Annotated in this window: 15 protein-coding genes and 1 tRNA gene; 13 read left to right on the forward strand and 3 right to left on the reverse strand. The window is 58.8% G+C overall.

All coding sequences use genetic code 11. From position 1 onward, the window contains the following. Positions 1–17 precede the first annotated feature (17 nt). A complete protein-coding gene (locus ACXHXG_RS28110) occupies positions 18–224 on the reverse strand; it encodes a hypothetical protein (protein WP_283050324.1) in 207 nt (68 codons plus the stop codon). Between the two features lie 462 nt (positions 225–686). On the opposite strand from ACXHXG_RS28110, the gene ACXHXG_RS28115 reads away from it, so the two are divergent. After that, positions 687–762 (forward strand) — tRNA-Lys (locus ACXHXG_RS28115). Positions 763–856: 94 nt separating this feature from the next. Here the strand turns inward: ACXHXG_RS28115 and ACXHXG_RS28120 are convergent. After that, positions 857–1,090, reverse strand: a complete 234-nt coding sequence (locus ACXHXG_RS28120; protein WP_104823026.1) for a helix-turn-helix domain-containing protein — start codon at positions 1,088–1,090, stop codon at positions 857–859. 285 nt (positions 1,091–1,375) lie between these two features. Here ACXHXG_RS28120 and ACXHXG_RS28125 point away from each other — a divergent pair, with 285 nt between their 5' ends. Both ACXHXG_RS28125 and ACXHXG_RS28130 read left to right on the forward strand, forming a co-directional pair. Continuing rightward, a complete protein-coding gene (locus tag ACXHXG_RS28125) occupies positions 1,376–2,128 on the forward strand; it encodes a cytochrome c biogenesis CcdA family protein (protein WP_457901443.1) in 753 nt (250 codons plus the stop codon). A 44-nt stretch (positions 2,129–2,172) separates the two neighbouring features. Beyond that, positions 2,173–3,135, forward strand: a complete 963-nt coding sequence (locus tag ACXHXG_RS28130; RefSeq protein ID WP_457901444.1) for an AEC family transporter — start codon at positions 2,173–2,175, stop codon at positions 3,133–3,135. Here the strand turns inward: ACXHXG_RS28130 and ACXHXG_RS28135 are convergent. Next, positions 3,112–4,314 carry a UbiH/UbiF family hydroxylase gene (locus ACXHXG_RS28135; RefSeq protein WP_457901445.1) on the reverse strand — a complete coding sequence of 401 codons (1,203 nt, stop codon included), beginning with the start codon at positions 4,312–4,314 and terminating at the stop codon, positions 3,112–3,114. The genes ACXHXG_RS28130 and ACXHXG_RS28135 overlap by 24 nt on opposite strands. Positions 4,315–4,527: 213 nt before the next feature. Here ACXHXG_RS28135 and pcsA point away from each other — a divergent pair, with 213 nt between their 5' ends. The 10 genes from pcsA (at position 4,528) to yjfF (ending at position 15,803) form a co-directional block, all read left to right on the forward strand. Further along, on the forward strand, positions 4,528–5,253 hold the full coding sequence (gene pcsA, locus ACXHXG_RS28140) for a phosphatidylcholine synthase (protein WP_104823030.1): 726 nt from the start codon (positions 4,528–4,530) through the stop codon (positions 5,251–5,253). A 12-nt stretch (positions 5,254–5,265) separates the two neighbouring features. Next, positions 5,266–6,249, forward strand: a complete 984-nt coding sequence (locus tag ACXHXG_RS28145) for a quinone oxidoreductase family protein (RefSeq protein WP_104823031.1) — start codon at positions 5,266–5,268, stop codon at positions 6,247–6,249. A 40-nt stretch (positions 6,250–6,289) separates the two neighbouring features. Further along, entirely contained in the window at positions 6,290–7,864 is a 1,575-nt protein-coding gene (locus tag ACXHXG_RS28150) for an ABC transporter ATP-binding protein (RefSeq protein ID WP_457901446.1), read from the forward strand. After that, positions 7,854–8,939, forward strand: a complete 1,086-nt coding sequence (locus ACXHXG_RS28155; protein ID WP_457901447.1) for an ABC transporter permease — start codon at positions 7,854–7,856, stop codon at positions 8,937–8,939. The genes ACXHXG_RS28150 and ACXHXG_RS28155 overlap by 11 nt, the downstream gene beginning before the upstream one ends. A 2-nt stretch (positions 8,940–8,941) precedes the next feature. Beyond that, positions 8,942–9,862, forward strand: a complete 921-nt coding sequence (locus tag ACXHXG_RS28160) for an ABC transporter permease (protein WP_457901505.1) — start codon at positions 8,942–8,944, stop codon at positions 9,860–9,862. 49 nt (positions 9,863–9,911) lie between these two features. After that, a complete protein-coding gene (locus ACXHXG_RS28165; protein WP_283050337.1) occupies positions 9,912–10,988 on the forward strand; it encodes a BMP family ABC transporter substrate-binding protein in 1,077 nt (358 codons plus the stop codon). A gap of 149 nt (positions 10,989–11,137) precedes the next feature. Beyond that, entirely contained in the window at positions 11,138–12,100 is a 963-nt protein-coding gene (gene ytfQ / locus ACXHXG_RS28170; RefSeq protein WP_104823036.1) for a galactofuranose ABC transporter, galactofuranose-binding protein YtfQ, read from the forward strand. A gap of 189 nt (positions 12,101–12,289) precedes the next feature. Then, positions 12,290–13,813, forward strand: coding sequence for a galactofuranose ABC transporter, ATP-binding protein YtfR (gene ytfR, locus ACXHXG_RS28175; RefSeq protein ID WP_260303858.1), 1,524 nt, complete (start codon positions 12,290–12,292; stop codon positions 13,811–13,813). Further along, entirely contained in the window at positions 13,810–14,838 is a 1,029-nt protein-coding gene (locus ACXHXG_RS28180; RefSeq protein ID WP_457901448.1) for an ABC transporter permease, read from the forward strand. The genes ytfR and ACXHXG_RS28180 overlap by 4 nt, the downstream gene beginning before the upstream one ends. Then, positions 14,835–15,803, forward strand: coding sequence for a galactofuranose ABC transporter, permease protein YjfF (gene yjfF / locus ACXHXG_RS28185; protein ID WP_457901449.1), 969 nt, complete (start codon positions 14,835–14,837; stop codon positions 15,801–15,803). The genes ACXHXG_RS28180 and yjfF overlap by 4 nt, the downstream gene beginning before the upstream one ends. Positions 15,804–15,818 lie beyond the last annotated feature (15 nt).

The following is a 15,818-nucleotide window of genomic DNA, read 5'->3' on the forward strand; positions in this document are numbered from 1 at the left end:
GTTATTAAGGAAGAATGTTACCGTTGTTCCGACGTGGCGAAGCAAGCCCTGAGATCGGCAAGCTGTTTTCTCAGCTCCTCGGCGACTTCATCGGTCGTGTCGATGAACCGGTTGTTTTCGACGGCGTGTACGCGAATGCGGCCCTGCTTCAAACAGTGCAGATGGAAACGCAGAAATTGCTCCTGTGCCTTGCACCATTTATCGAGTTCGGATTTCTGCTTCATTGGCGTCCCCGACCCAGTGCCGGCCTCAACCTGATTCAGAACTGATGTCTCAAGAATTCAGGCGTCAAGCATTCAAAAAATCATCCTATCATACCGTGGTAACATTCTGAGGCAGTGATTGCCGAGTCAGTCATTTGAATGAGAAAAGCGTAGTTGCCACTCTAAAGGTGTGCGGCAAATCTCCCGAAAAGGCAGGTATAACCTATAAGATAATCCTTAAATTGAGGAATTCTGCGGTTTCTTATCATCAAAACGACCAATCCTTGCTTTTTTCGCGAAGAAAGACGCGGCGTCCAATGCTGATCTTTCCGATTTGCGCATCGAGACAGGCAGCTCTCACCACTTCGACATGCGGAAAAGCGTTGTACGTCGTCGTAACCGCTATTTTATGGGTTGACCGCAATAGGGCGTCTGCATATGTTCCGCGCACTTCCAGCCGGGGTGCAATCATCCGCGGACGGGGAGAGCGTAGCTCAGCCGGTAGAGCAACTGACTTTTAATCAGTAGGTCATGGGTTCGAATCCCATCGCTCTCACCAAAAACACAGTAAAATTAGCAGCTTAAGGTGTGGGCACGGCAGGACATATGATTCGCTGCGCCGAAGAATCGCAACTTGGTCCGTGGCCGGCTTATTATCCGGCGGATGCGCGCTCCACATAACGCATGATTCTGGTCACGGTCGATCGACTGACGCCGGCCTCGCGGGCGATGCAGTCCATCGACTTTCCTTCGGCTTTTAGCCGCAACACGCACTCGGCTTTATGCCTCATCGCACCGGCCGACGAATCGTGTACCGGAATCATGCCAAGGGAACCGCTATTTTCGATCCCTAAGGCTTCGAAATGCTGCATATCAACAGACGCCATAACACGCTCCTCGCAATCGTGGGACGATTAGGAACAATGGTGCCCATGTCGAGCGAGGTAAATTCGGATATTAGCAGTATGTGAAAAAGGCACTAATTGGTGAACTGCTTCCGCCATCCGTATATGCCGCTGTACAGTGCCATGGTTCAGGCGGGATCCTCCTGGCCGATTTTTCATCCGAGGATCAATGAAATGGCATCGCTCGCGCGCCCCTCGAAAAGGTGATTGGCCTTCCGGCTCCAGCAACGCTAGTAAGACGGCTGAATGACATAGCCGGAGTCTATCGTGTCGCTTGCCGATATCTCGCTTCTGAGCGCCTTGCTCGCCGGAGCGCTTTCGTTTCTTTCGCCCTGCGTGCTGCCGCTGGTGCCGCCTTATCTCTGCTATATGGCCGGCATTTCCGTCGAGCAATTTCGCGGTGGCGGAGCGGCCGTCGCGGCCGGGCCAAGCGTTCGCGGCAATGTCCTGTTTTCGGCGCTGTTCTTCACGCTCGGCTTTGCGACCGTGTTCATTGCGCTTGGCGCCGGCGCGTCCTCGATCGGCATTCTGCTGCGCCAGCATCTCGATATCCTAGCGAAAATAGGCGGCCTGATCATCGTCGTCATGGGCCTGAATTTCCTCGGCGTTTTCCGGCTCGGCATTCTCGCCCGCGAGGCGCGTTTCCAGGGCGGCGGCAAACCGGCGACGCTGACAGGCGCCTATATCATGGGTCTTGCCTTCGCCTTCGGCTGGACGCCCTGCATCGGTCCGGTGCTGGGCGCGATTCTCGGCGTTGCGGCTTCGCGTGAGACGATCGGCGCGGGCGCCGGGCTGCTCGCCATCTATTCGCTCGGCCTTGCCATCCCCTTCTGGATCGCTGCCGGTTTTTCCGGTGCCTTCATGAGCTTTCTTGTCCGCTTCCGTCGCCATCTCGGCACGGTGGAGAAGGTCATGGGCGGGCTTCTGGTGCTCACCGGTCTGGCGTTTATATTCGGTTATGTCAGCGACATGGCGATCTGGTTTCAGCAGACCTTTCCAATCCTGACGCAAATCGGCTAAGCAACACCGGTCCCTTTCCAATCACCCAAAATGGGATATGCCCGATGGCTGACATTGTCGGTCTGTTGCTGCCATTCTTCGGCCTGATCGTGGTCGGTTACATTGCCGCGCGTATCACGAAACAGTCGGCCGAGGCGCTTGGCTGGCTTAATACCTTCATCATCTATGCGGCGCTGCCAGCCTTGTTTTTCAAGCTCGTCTCGCAAACGCCGATCGAACAATTGACGCGCGCCGATTTCATCGTCACAGATATTGCGGCGACCTATCTGATCTTTTTGCTAGTGTTCCTGGTCGGATGCTTTCTGCGCCGCAATTCGCTGGCCGATAGCACGATCCAGGCTTTCGCCGGCGCTTACGGCAACATCGGCTATATGGGGCCGGGTTTGGCGCTGCTGGCGCTCGGCGAAAAGGCCGCGGTTCCTGTCGCCCTGATTGTCTGCTTTGAAAATGCCCTGCATTTCATCGTCGCGCCGGCGCTGATGGCGATCGAGGGCGGCGACAAGCGATCGTCCGGACGGCTTGTCGCCGACATTGCCAGAAGAGTGCTGCTGCACCCCTTCATTGTGTCGACCGCGCTCGGCTTCGTCGCCGCTGCTTTTTCGGTGCAGCAGCCGGTCGCCTTCCAACACTTTGTCGACTATCTGGCGCAAGCTGCCGCACCCTGCGCATTGTTCGCCATGGGCGTGACGTTGGCGCTGCGGCCGCTGAAGCGTGTCCCGACCGAGATCGGCTACATCGTTCCGGCCAAGCTCATTCTGCATCCGCTGGTCGTTTATGTCGTGCTGCAGGCAGTCGGCGGCTTCGATCCGATTTGGATCGAATCAGCGGTATTGCTCGCCGCCCTGCCAACGGCGACGAATGTCTTCGTCATCGGCCAACAATATGGCGTCTGGCAGGAGCGGGCCTCCGCGACGATCCTAATCACCACCGCTTGTTCAGTCGTGACGGTCTCGCTGGTGCTTTATTTGATCAAGTCCGGTGCCTTACCGGCGCAGCTTTTCCCGTAACATCGATGGAAAACCGCGTAAGCCGCCGCCTGGCTCGATGCCTTCGCGCATGACGATGTTGCGCAGTGGCGGAATGGCCGAAAGGACGTGCAGCCCCGCGGCTCGCAACATTTGTACGGGGAGGAAATCTGAAAGCAGGGAGCGGTTCAAGAGATCGACGCTCGCCGTACGGCTGATGATATCGACGCGGCGGCGGCGGTCGAAACTGTCGCCGGCGGATGCCGAAATCGGCTGTCCGGTGGGGCTTGCCAGAATTTCGACGAGCGTCAGGATATCGCGCAGGCTGAGGTTCAGCCCCTGGGCGCCGATCGGCGGGAAAACATGCGCGGCTTCGCCGATCAGCGCGGTGCGGCCCTTGCCGAAGCGATAGGCCGTCATGCCGGAGAGCGGCCAAACCTGCACGCTGTCCTCGACCGTAACCTTGCCGAGCATCGATTGCATGCGGTCCTCGATCAGGCGGCCGAGATCTTCCAGCGATTTTTCGGCATTGGCAGCGGCTTCCGCCGGCTTTTGTACCCAGACGAGGCTGGAGCGATTGCCGGGCAGGGGGACCTGGGTGAACGGCCCGCTTTCCGTGTGGAACTCCGTCGAGATGTTCTGATGCGGCAGCGAATGCGCAAAGTTCAGCACCATGGCCGATTGCGGGTAGGACCAGGTCTTGACCTTGATCCCGACCGTTTCCCGCACCATCGAATTGCGCCCATCCGCACCGACGACAAAGGCAGTGTCGAGCGTTTCGCCGTCTTCGAGGGTGACGGTGACGCCATCATCGCGGACAGTCACCTCGGAGGCCGCCGTCTCGATAAGCGTGATGTTGCCCTCCGCTTTTACGGCGTCGCTGAGCGCACTGAGCAGCGCGGCGTTCGGTATATTATAACCGAAGGCGTCGAGGCCGATTTCGGAGGCGCGAAAGGCGACGGTCGGCGCACGCAGCAATCGCGTCGTGCCGTCGATGATCTGCATGGTGGTCAGGGGTGCGGTCGAAGGCGCAATCCTGTCCCACAGCGCCAGCCGCTCCAGGAAGCGAATCGATTGATCCATCAGCGCCGTAGTCCGCCGGTCGGCCTTATTATGCGGCTGGGCCACGAGAGCAACGGCCCGCCCGCCGCGCGCCAAGGCGATCGCCGCGATCATGCCCGCCAGACCGCCGCCGATGACGGCCACTTCAACCTGCTTCATATCGATGCCTCAATTATCTTTCTTTCTGAAAATAGACGCTTAGCCTGTTGAAATCCATGGGATGAAACATCGCAGCGGGTGAAAATGACAAGAACTCGCGCTAGCCTGTGGTACATGGACGCTTTTGCGCTGGCAGCGCCGCGTAAAGGGTGCATATTAGCAAGAAAAATCGCCTGCCGGGGCAGGTAGATAAGCAGGCGAGTAACGGGGCGGATGAAAATCTTCAATTATAAGCGGGTGCCTTACGCGGAAATCCGTGCCTTTTCCGTACATATATTGACGGCATCCGGCTCGTTCCTTGCCTTTCTCGGCGTTGTCGCGGCGGCGGAACATCGCTTTGTCGATATGTTCTGGTGGCTCGGCCTGGCTCTGCTTGTCGATGGCATCGATGGACCGATCGCCCGCAAGGTCAGCGTCAAGGAAGTGTTGCCGAATTGGTCCGGCGATACGCTGGATAACATCATCGACTACGTGACCTATGTGCTTCTGCCCGCTTTCGCGCTTTACGAAAAAGGCATGATCGGCGAGCCCTGGTCCTTCGTCGCTGCGGGGATGATCGTCGTCTCCAGCGCCATTTATTATGCCGATATGGGCATGAAGACGGAGGAATATTTCTTCTCCGGTTTCCCGGTCGTCTGGAACATGGTGGTCTTCACGCTCTTCGTCATCGACGCCAGTGCAACGACCGCGATGGTCCTCGTCGGCGTCTCCGTCGTCCTGACCTTCCTGCCGATCAATTTCTTGCATCCGGTGCGCGTCAGGCGGCTGCGGCCGCTCAATCTTGGCATATTCCTGCTTTGGTCCGCCCTCGGCATTTACTCTTTGCTGATGCATTTCGTCATGCCGCAATGGGCTGTTGTCTTGTTTATCGTCAGCGGCATCTATCTCTATTGCATCGGCGCCGTGCTGCAGTTTTTCCCGTCCCTCGGGCGTCAATGAGGATTGCGCATCATGAAGAAGACTAAGGCCATTCGCATCCACGAAAATGGCGGTCCTGATGTCATGAAGTTCGAGGAGGTCGATCTGCCGTCTCCGGGCGCCGGCGAGGTGCAGATCCGTCACGCTGCGATCGGCCTTAATTTCATAGACGTCTATTTCCGTTCGGGCCTTTACAAGGCACCCTATTTTCCTCTGCCGCTCGGCAAGGAAGCCGCGGGCACGATCACGGAAGTCGGGCCGGGCGTGACCGATTTCGCCGTCGGCGATCGTGTCGCCTATGTCGGCAGCGACGGCGCCTATAGCATCGAGCGCAACATAGAAACCCGCCATCTGGTCAAGGTGCCTGACGATATCCCACTCGAAACCGCGGCATCGATGATGCTGAAGGGGATGACAGCCGAATACCTCTTGAACCGCACCTTCAAGGTCGGCCCCGGAACGACGCTGCTGTTTCATGCCGCAGCAGGTGGCGTCGGCTTGATCGCCGGCCAATGGGCCAAGGCGCTCGGAGCCGGCACCGTCATCGGCACCGCTGGTTCTGCAGAAAAGGTCGAACTGGCATTGGCGCATGGCTACGACCACGTCATCGATTACAGTAAGGAGAGCTTTGCCGATCGTGTCCGCGAGATTACCGGCGGCAAGGGCGTCGACGTCGTTTACGACTCGGTCGGCAAGGACACGTTCCCACATTCGCTCGATTGCCTGAAGCCGCGCGGCATGTGGGTGACCTTCGGTCAATCGTCCGGCCCGATCGAGAACTTCAATCTCGCCATCCTCAATCAGAAGGGTTCGCTTTTCGCCACGCGGCCAAGCCTTTTCGCCTATGTCGCAACGCCTGAGGAGCTGAGAGCCAGCGCGAAAGCATTATTTGCTGTTGTGCAAAGCAGCAAAGTGCGTATCAATGTGAACCAGACCTATCCGTTGAGCGATGCGGGGCGCGCGCACACGGATCTGGAAACAAGAAAAACGAGTGGAACTACGCTGCTGATCCCATAGATCCGAAAGGGCAGGACAGTGGGAAGGAAATGAGGGGAACGTGTCGTCATTCGATGTGCCGGCAACCGGTGCGTTATTGTCGGTTCGCAAACTGACTAAGCTGTTCGGTAGCTTTGCTGCCTGCAATGGAATTGATCTGGAAATTCAGCCCGGCGAGATTCACGCTCTGCTCGGTGAGAACGGCGCGGGCAAATCCACTCTGGTGAAGATGCTGTTCGGCGTTTTGGAGCCGACCGAGGGCGAAATCGCCTGGCAAAACCAACTCGTCTCGATTGGCTCGCCGGGCGAAGCGCGCAAGCTCGGCATCGGCATGGTGTTTCAGCATTTCTCCTTGTTTGAGGCGCTGACGGTCGCTGAGAATGTCGCCCTTTCCCTTGATGACAGCATCCCGATCGGCAAGATCGCCGAGGAGGCTGCGAGCCTGTCGCAAGCCTATGGCCTGCCGCTCGATCCCCATGCTCACGTCGCCGACCTTTCCGTCGGCGAGCGCCAGCGCATCGAAATCGTTCGTGCGCTGCTGCAGAATCCGAAGCTGATCATCCTCGATGAGCCGACCTCGGTGCTGACGCCGCAGGAAGCCGACCGCCTGTTCGAAACGCTCTTCCGGCTCCGGGACGAGGGGCGTTCGGTGCTTTATATCAGCCACCGCCTGGAGGAGGTGCAACGCATCTGCTCCCGCGCTACGGTGCTGCGCCATGGCAAGGTAACCGGTGCCTGTGACCCACGGCAGGAAACGCCCGGCTCGCTCGCCCGCATGATGGTCGGCAGCGATGTTGCCAGCGTGCGGCATGAAGGCCTTGGCAAGAAGGGCGATATCCAGCTCGAGGTCGCCGGTCTCTCCGTGCCCGCACGCACGCCTTTTGCCATGTCGTTGAAGAATGTTTCGCTGCGCGTACGCGCAGGCGAGATCCTGGCGATCGCCGGCGTTGCCGGCAACGGGCAGGGGGAGTTGTTCGATGTCGTTTCCGGCGAACATACCGTGCCTTCAGACGATTTGATCCTGGTGCGTGGCCAGGCGGTCGGCACCAAGGGTATCAATACGCGCCGCCTGCTGGGTGCCGGTTTCGTGCCGGAAGAGCGGCATGGCCATGCGGCGGTGTCGGGGCTGAAGCTTTCAGACAATCTTGTGCTGGCCCGCAGCAAATCGGACCGCCGGGCCTTCCTCGGCGGTGGTTTCCTGAAGGTGATCCGTCGGGGCGCGGTCAAACAGGCGACCAAGCGCATTTCCGAAGCCATGGACGTGCGCAAAAGCGGCGAGGACCCGACTGCGGGCTCGCTCTCCGGCGGTAACCTGCAAAAGTTCATCGTCGGTCGTGAGCTGGACCGGCAGCCGACGGTGCTGGTCGTCAACCAGCCGACCTGGGGTGTCGATGCGGGTGCCGCAAGCCATATCCGTCAGGCGCTGGTCGATCTTGCCCGTAACGGCTCGGCCGTGCTGGTCATCAGTCAGGATCTCGACGAAATATTCGAGGTGGCCACCGATATTGCCGTCATTTCGGAAGGACGGCTGTCGCCGGCTTATCCGGCGGGCGAGCTGACACGGGAAAAGATCGGTCTCCTGATGGGCGGCCTGCATGAATCAAAGACGCATCCGGAGCCCATGCATGCGCATTGAACTTGAAAGGCGCCCGCAGGCTTCGAAACTGTTCGGCTTCCTGTCGCCGCTGCTCGCCCTCGCGCTCGCGCTGATTGCCGGTACCATTATGTTCGCCGTACTCGGCAAGGACCCTGTGGAAGCGCTGGATGCTTTCTTCGTTGAGCCTCTGCTGGAAGTCTGGTCGCTGCACGAACTGGCGATCAAGGCGGGGCCGCTGATCCTGATCGCGGTCGGCCTTTGCGTCTGCTATCGGTCCAACAACTGGAACATCGGCGCCGAAGGCCAATTCACCATCGGTGCGGTCGCCGGCTCCTACATTCCGATTGTCTTCACCGATTGGCATTCGCCGATGGTCCTGCCGCTGATGCTGATCGCCGGCGCCGTCGGCGGGGCGCTCTATGCCGCCATTCCGGCGTTGTTGAAGGCGCATTTCAACACCAATGAGATCCTGACGAGCTTGATGCTCGTTTATATCGGGCAGCTCTATCTGGATTGGCTCTCACGCGGCCCTTGGCGCGATCCGCAGGGCCATAATTTCCCGCAGAGCATCGATTTTCCGCCGGAGGCGGTGCTGCCAGCGATCTGGGCGGACTCCGGTCGGGCGCATTGGGGGATCATCTTTGCCATCGTCGCGGCGATCCTTGCCTGGTTCATGATGAAATATACGCTGAAGGGCTTCGAGATAACCGTTCTCGGCCAATCAGAACGGGCAGGGCGCTTCGCCGGATTCTCTTCGCGAAAAATGGTCTGGTTCGGCTTTCTCTTCTCCGGCGCGCTAGCAGGTCTTGCTGGCATTTCCGAAGTTGCGGGTTCGATCGGCCATCTGCAGCCGGCAATATCGCCGGGCTACGGCTTTACCGCCATCATCGTTGCTTTCCTGGCGCGTCTCAATCCGCTCGGCGCGATCCTCTCGGGCTTCGTGCTGGCGCTGACCTATCTCGGCGGCGAGGCGGCGCAATTATCCCCCGGCATCTCCGCCAAGGCGGCGAGCGTCTTCCAGGGGTTGTTGCTTTTCTTCGTGCTCTCCTGCGATACGCTGATCAATTATAAGATCCGGCTGGTCTGGTCGCGGGTTCGGGGAGGTGCGGCATGAGTATGAGTGTCTTTGAAGCGATCCTCCTCACCATCATCACGGCCTCGACGCCGCTTGTTATCGCCGGCCTCGGCGAACTTGTGGTGGAACGCTCCGGTGTGCTCAATCTTGGCGTCGAAGGCATGATGATCATCGGTGCTGTCGCCGCCTTTGTCGGCGCACAGATGAGCGGATCACCCTATGTGGGTCTCATCGCCGGCATTGCCGGCGGCACGCTATTTTCGCTGTTGTTCGGCTTCCTGACGCTGACGCTGGTGACCAATCAGGTGGCGACGGGTCTGGCGCTGACCATCCTTGGCCTCGGTCTCTCCGGCATGATCGGGGAAGGTTATGTCAGTGTGCCCGGAGTGCAGTTGCGGGAAATCGTCTTCCCGCTCTTGTCCGACATTCCGCTCGTCGGGCCGGTGCTGTTCAAGCAGGATCTGACTTTCTATCTGTCGATCGCGCTGCTCATCGGGGTCAACTGGTTCCTCTTCCGCAGCCGCAGTGGCCTGAAGCTGCGCGCCATCGGCGACAGTCATGGCTCGGCACATGCCCTCGGCATCGACGTCATCCGCACGCGCTATCTCGCCGTCATGTTCGGCGGCGCCTGCGCCGGGCTCGCTGGTGCACAGTTGTCGCTGGTCTACACGCCGCAATGGGTCGAGAACATGTCGGCCGGCCGCGGCTGGGTGACGCTGGCCCTTGTTGTCTTCGCGTCGTGGCGGCCGATGCGCGTCCTGGCCGGCGGCTATCTCTTCGGCGCAGTGACGATCCTGCAGTTTCATGCGCAGGGCTTCGGCGTCGGCATCCCCTCACAGTTTCTGTCGATGCTTCCCTACGCATCGACTATTGTGGTTCTCATCATCATCTCTCAAAATCGTCGGGCGACATTGATCAATACGCCAGCGTCGCTCGGCAAGGCCTTCGTTCCGGAGCGCTAAGAACAACAACCGGACGGATTTCGTAAATATCAAACCAGCAGGGGTAACCATGAAAAAACTAGCACTCGCACTCGCCACCACGGCCGCTGCCATTGTCGGCTTCGGCGCTGCGGCCGAAGCGGCTCCGACCAAGGTCTGCTTTGTCTATGTCGGCTCGCATACGGACGGCGGTTATTCGCAGGCGCACGATCTCGGCCGTCAGCAGGTCCAGAAGGAGTTTGGCAACAAGATCGATACGCCTTATCTCGAAAACGTACCGGAAGGCCCGGACGCCGAACGCGCCATCGAGCGACTCGCCCGCTCCGGCTGCTCGCTGATCTTCTCCACGTCGTTCGGCTTCATGGACGCGACCGTCAAGGTCGCCGCGAAGTTCCCGAAGGTAAAGTTCGAGCATGCGACCGGCTTCAAGAGCGGCCCGAATCTCGCCACCTACAACTCGCGCTTCTATGAAGGCCGCTACATCCTGGGTCAGATCGCTGCCAAGATGTCGAAGAATCACGGTGCCGCCTACATCGCTTCCTTCCCGATCCCGGAAGTGGTGATGGGCATCAACTCCTTCGAGCAGGGCGCGCGCTCGGTCGATCCGAGCTTCAAGCTCAAGGTCGTCTGGGTCAACACCTGGTTCGATCCCGGCAAGGAAGCCGACGCTGCCAAGGCCATGGTGGACCAGGGCGTCGATATCCTGACGCAGCACACCGATACGACGGCACCGATGCAGGTGGCTGAAGAGCGCGGCATCCATGCCTTCGGTCAGGCGTCCGACATGATCGCCTCCGGCCCGAAGGCGCAGTTGACGGCCGTCGTCGACACCTGGGGCAACTACTACTCCAAACGCGTCCATGCGCTGCTTGACGGCACCTGGAAGGCCGAACAGAGCTGGGATGGCCTGAAGGACGGCATTCTGAAGATGGCGCCGTACACCAACATGCCCGACGACGTGAAGAAGATGGCTGAAGAGACCGAAGCCAAGATCAAGTCCGGCGAACTCGCGCCCTTCACCGGCCCGATCAACAAGCAGGACGGCACGCCCTGGCTGAAGGCGGGCGAGAAAGCTGATGACGGTACGCTGCTCGGCATGAACTTCTATATCGAAGGCGTCGACGACAAGCTGCCGGCTTCAAAATAAGAAAATCAGGCGGAAAACGCTTGAGTTGAAAAGGGCGTCCAAGGGACGCCCTTTTTTGTTGCAGTGCGTCATAGAATCCCGATTTACAAAAGTATTACTATATGATTTTTTGCCTTCGGCCGTAGGAGTTGGCCAATTGGGAGGACATCATGAAATTTAAGACTGCACTGGTGAGTGCCACGATTCTTGCTGCTTGCATGTTTACGACCGCATCGGCAAAGAATTTGGTCGTCGGCTTTTCGCAAATCGGTTCGGAATCCGGCTGGCGTGCGGCGGAAACGACGGTTACGAAACAGCAGGCTGAAAAGCGCGGCATCGACCTCAAATTCGCCGATGCCCAACAGAAGCAGGAAAACCAGATCAAGGCGATTCGCTCCTTCATCGCGCAGGGTGTCGACGCGATTCTCCTGGCGCCCGTCGTGGAAACGGGATGGGACTCTGTTCTGAAGGAAGCCAAGGAAGCCAAGATCCCCGTCATCCTGCTTGACCGCACGATCAACGCCCCGAAGGATCTCTATCTGACCGCCGTTACCTCGGACCAGATTCACGAAGGCAAGGTTGCCGGCGACTGGCTTGTGAAGACTGTCGGCGACAAGAAGTGCAATATCGTCGAGCTTCAGGGCACCACCGGTTCCTCGCCGGCCATCGCCCGCAAGAAGGGCTTCGAAGAAGCCATCAAGGGCCATGACAACCTGAAGATCGTCCGCAGCCAGACCGGCGATTTCACCCGCGCCAAGGGCAAGGAAGTCATGGAAAGCTTCCTGAAGGCCGAAAATGGCGGCAAGGACATCTGCGCGCTCTACGCTCATAACGACGACATGGCCGTCGGCGCCATCCAGGCGATCAAGGAAGCCGGCCTGAAGCCGGGCAAGGATATCCTGACCGTATCCATCGATTCGGTTCCGGACCTCTTCAAGGCCATGGCTGCCGGCGAAGCAAACGCGACGGTGGAACTGACGCCGAACATGGCCGGCCCCGCCTTCGATGCCCTCGACGCGTACCTCAAGACCAAGAAGGAGCCGCCGAAGTGGATCCAGACCGAGTCGAAGCTGTACACACAGTCTGACGACCCGCAGAAGGTCTACGAGGAGAAGAAGAACCAGGGCTATTGATGTAAAAAAAGCGAACCGCATCGGCTGGCAAACGGCCGATGCGGGCTTTTCTACGCGGCATTGCGGGCGGGGAAGCTTCCGCATTTAGGTGAACTACCCGAATGCGAGTAAGATGTACGCACGGCGCTTTAGCGAGCGGCGTATTTCGCACTTTTGCATACCGGCTCAATTCAAGGAAATTCTTGCTCCATGGCTCACGATGTCGAGCGTCTTCTGACGGCTACCGGCTTCTGCAAATATTTTCCCGGCTCCACCGCTCTGGATCATGTCGATTTCACGTTGCGGCGGGGCGAGGTTCATGCGCTTCTCGGCGAAAATGGTGCTGGGAAATCGACGCTGATCAAGTGCATGACCGGCGCCTATCGCCGCGACGCAGGCAGCCTTGTTCTCGATGGCGCCGAAATCGACCCGCACGATACGCTGGCGGCGCAGAAGCTTGGTATCGGAACGGTCTATCAGGAGGTGAACCTCCTTGCGAATTTGAGTGTAGCGGAAAATCTGTTTCTCGGCCGGCAGCCAAGACGGCTCGGCATGATCAGCAGCCGTGCGATGAACAGCATGGCGAAAGACCTGTTGTCGCAATACGGCATAGACATTGATGTCAGTCGTCAGCTCGACCGTTTCTCCGTCGCAATTCAGCAAGTCATCGCGATCGCACGTGCCGTGGATCTCTCTGGCAAGGTTCTGATCCTCGACGAGCCGACGGCCAGCCTCGATACGCACGAAGTTGCCATGCTTTTCGGTATTATCCAGAATCTGAAGCAGCGCGGATTAGGAATTGTTTTCATTACGCATTTTCTTGAGCAGGTCTATCAGATCTGCGACCGCATAACCGTTCTGCGCAACGGCCGCCTTGTGGGCACGCGCGATGCGGAGGGCCTTTCCCGGCAAACCCTGATCGCCATGATGCTAGGCCGCGAACTCGCGCAGGTCGAAGCGACCGCGAAGCAGGCGGTCGGCGAAAGCGGGCCGGTCAGATATCGCTTCACCAATTTCGGCAAACGCGGCAAAATTAAACCCTTCGACTTGGAGGTTCGTGTCGGAGAAGTGGTGGGGATTGCCGGTCTGCTGGGCTCAGGACGCACGGAAACCGCGGAAGTGCTTTTCGGCGTCGAGCGCGCCGACAGCGGCGAGGCAAAGATCGAGGACAGGAATGTGACCCTTTCGGGCCCTCGCGCTGCCATCAAGAGCGGCTTCGGCTTTTGCCCCGAAGACCGCAAGACGGATGGCATCATCGGCGACCTTTCCATCCGCGAAAACATAGTCATGGCGCTCCAAGCCCGCCGCGGCTGGGCGCGCCCATTACCGCGTAGCGAGCAGAACGCGATCGCCGATCGCTATATCAAGGCGCTGGACATCCGCACCACCGACCGCGAAAAGCCGATAAGGCTGCTGTCCGGCGGCAATCAGCAGAAGGCCATTCTGGCGCGCTGGCTGGCGACCAATCCCAATTTCCTGATCCTGGACGAGCCGACGCGCGGCATCGATGTCGGCGCGCACGCGGAGATCATCCGACTGATCGAAGATCTTTGCCAGCAGGGAATGTCGCTAGTCGTGATCTCGTCCGAGCTGGAGGAACTCGTGGCCTATAGTTCCCGCGTCATCGTGCTGCGTGACCGCGAACATATTGCCGAACTGACAGGCGACAAGATTACCGCCAGCCATATCGTCGACTCGATCGCGACGGGCGAGAGCAAGCGGGAGGAAGCATGAGTTCCCAGATCAAGGCCCTGTTGCTTCGATTGGCCCCGCAGCTCATTGCGCTGTCAGCGATTCTTCTATTGAATTTCATTATGTTCCCACAGTTCTTTCATCTGGAACTGCAAAATGGCAGATTGTATGGCAGCATCATCGATGTTCTTAATCGCGGTGCGCCCGTAGCGCTTCTGTCCATCGGCATGACGCTCGTCATCGCCACCAAGGGCATCGATCTCTCGGTCGGCGCGGTGATTGCAATTTGCGGCGCCGTTGCGGCATCCGCCATCGTCTCCGGACATTCTCTCGCCTATACGCTGCTACTGACCATCGGCGTCGGGCTTGCATGCGGGCTTTGGAACGGATTCCTCGTCGCGGTTCTCGATATTCAGCCGATCATCGCCACGCTGGTGCTGATGGTCGCCGGCCGTGGGATAGCCCAATTGATCACCGAAGGCGTCATCATGACCTTCAATGACGATGGGCTCATCTTCTTGGGAAGCGGATCCTTCGGCTCCCTGCCGATGCCTGTCGTCATCTGGCTGTTAGTGGCATTGGCGGTTATTCTTCTGGTGAGACGCACAGCTCTCGGCATGCTCGTCGAGGCGATCGGCATCAACCGGCGGGCCAGCACGCTCTCGGGCATTCAGACGCCGGTGCTGCTGATCGCCGTCTATGCGCTGAGCGGCCTGTGCGCTTCGATCGCCGGCATCATCGTTTCCGCCGATATCAAGGGCGCCGATGCGAACAATGCCGGTCTTTGGCTTGAACTTGACGCGATCCTCGCCGTCGTCGTCGGTGGCAATTCTCTTCTTGGCGGTCGTTTCAGCATCGTCGGCTCGCTGATCGGCGCGATGATCATCCAGTCTGTCAATACGGGCATTCTGCTGTCCGGCTTCCCGCCGGAGTTCAATCTGGTGATCAAGGCCGTCATCGTCATCATCATTCTGGTCATCCAGTCTCCAGCTCTCCAATCCGTCTCGTCGTTTTTCTGGCGTCGGCGGGGCGCGGCGCAGATGATCCATGAGGAGCAGGCAAAGTGAATTCGAAATATCTTCCTCTGCTCGTGACGATCGTCATTTTTCTGCTGGCCTATACCGGCTGCGTGATGGAGTTTCCGACCATGCTGTCGACGCGCGTCGTCGGCAATCTGCTGACGGATAACGCTTTTCTCGGAATTGCCGCCGTCGGCATGACGTTCGTCATCCTTTCCGGCGGCATCGATCTGTCGATCGGTTCGGTCATCGCCTTTACCGGCGTCTTCCTGGCTATCGTTCTGCGAGATACCTCTATCCATCCGTTGCTCGCCTTCGCGCTTGTTCTGGCGATCACGACGATCTTCGGCGCGGGCATGGGTGCCATCATCCACTATCTCAGCATGCCGCCCTTCATCGTCACTTTGGCGGGCATGTTTCTCGCGCGCGGCATCGCTTTCGTCCTCTCGATCGACAGTATCCCGATCGAGCATGATTTCTATTCGCAACTGAGCGATCTCTATCTATTGCTGCCAGGCGGCGGCCGTCTGACGCTGATCGGCGGTATCATGCTGATCGTCTTTGCAGGCGGCATTGTGCTGGCGCATCGCACCCGCTTTGGCGCCAACGTCTATGCGTTGGGCGGCGGGGTGCAGACGGCTCAGTTGATGGGTGTGCCGGTCGGCCGCACAACGATCCAGATCTATGCGCTGTCCGGCTTTCTCGCCGGTCTATCCGGAATCGTTTTTTCGCTCTATACGTCGGCAGGATATTCGCTGGCTACGGTTGGGGTCGAGCTGGATGCCATTGCCGCCGTGGTCATAGGTGGAACATTGCTCACGGGGGGAGCAGGGTTCGTTGGAGGAACTCTCATCGGAATTCTCATACAGGGCTTGATTCAGACTTATATCACCTTTGATGGAACGCTCTCCAGTTGGTGGACTAAGATATTAATCGGGCTGCTGCTCTTTGCGTTTATTCTGATGCAGAAGGGACTTCTGCTGCTTTCCCGCTTCAATCGACGTTACGCTTAGGGAAGGACAGAGTGT

It is taken from the genome of Rhizobium sp. LEGMi-198b (assembly GCF_054114205.1).

Bases quoted from the DNA above. Each gene is read 5' to 3' on its own strand.
- ACXHXG_RS28165 (WP_283050337.1), top strand. From the start codon at position 9,912: ATGAAAAAACTAGCACTCGCACTCGCCACCACGGCCGCTGCCATTGTC.
- pcsA (WP_104823030.1), top strand. From the start codon at position 4,528: ATGAAAATCTTCAATTATAAGCGGGTGCCTTACGCGGAAATCCGTGCC.
- ACXHXG_RS28135 (WP_457901445.1), bottom strand. From the start codon at position 4,314: ATGAAGCAGGTTGAAGTGGCCGTCATCGGCGGCGGTCTGGCGGGCATG.
- ACXHXG_RS28145 (WP_104823031.1), top strand. From the start codon at position 5,266: ATGAAGAAGACTAAGGCCATTCGCATCCACGAAAATGGCGGTCCTGAT.
- ACXHXG_RS28160 (WP_457901505.1), top strand. From the start codon at position 8,942: ATGAGTGTCTTTGAAGCGATCCTCCTCACCATCATCACGGCCTCGACG.
- ACXHXG_RS28120 (WP_104823026.1), bottom strand. From the start codon at position 1,090: ATGGCGTCTGTTGATATGCAGCATTTCGAAGCCTTAGGGATCGAAAAT.
- ytfR (WP_260303858.1), top strand. From the start codon at position 12,290: ATGGCTCACGATGTCGAGCGTCTTCTGACGGCTACCGGCTTCTGCAAA.
- ACXHXG_RS28155 (WP_457901447.1), top strand. From the start codon at position 7,854: ATGCGCATTGAACTTGAAAGGCGCCCGCAGGCTTCGAAACTGTTCGGC.
- ACXHXG_RS28180 (WP_457901448.1), top strand. From the start codon at position 13,810: ATGAGTTCCCAGATCAAGGCCCTGTTGCTTCGATTGGCCCCGCAGCTC.
- ACXHXG_RS28130 (WP_457901444.1), top strand. From the start codon at position 2,173: ATGGCTGACATTGTCGGTCTGTTGCTGCCATTCTTCGGCCTGATCGTG.
- ACXHXG_RS28110 (WP_283050324.1), bottom strand. From the start codon at position 224: ATGAAGCAGAAATCCGAACTCGATAAATGGTGCAAGGCACAGGAGCAA.
- ytfQ (WP_104823036.1), top strand. From the start codon at position 11,138: ATGAAATTTAAGACTGCACTGGTGAGTGCCACGATTCTTGCTGCTTGC.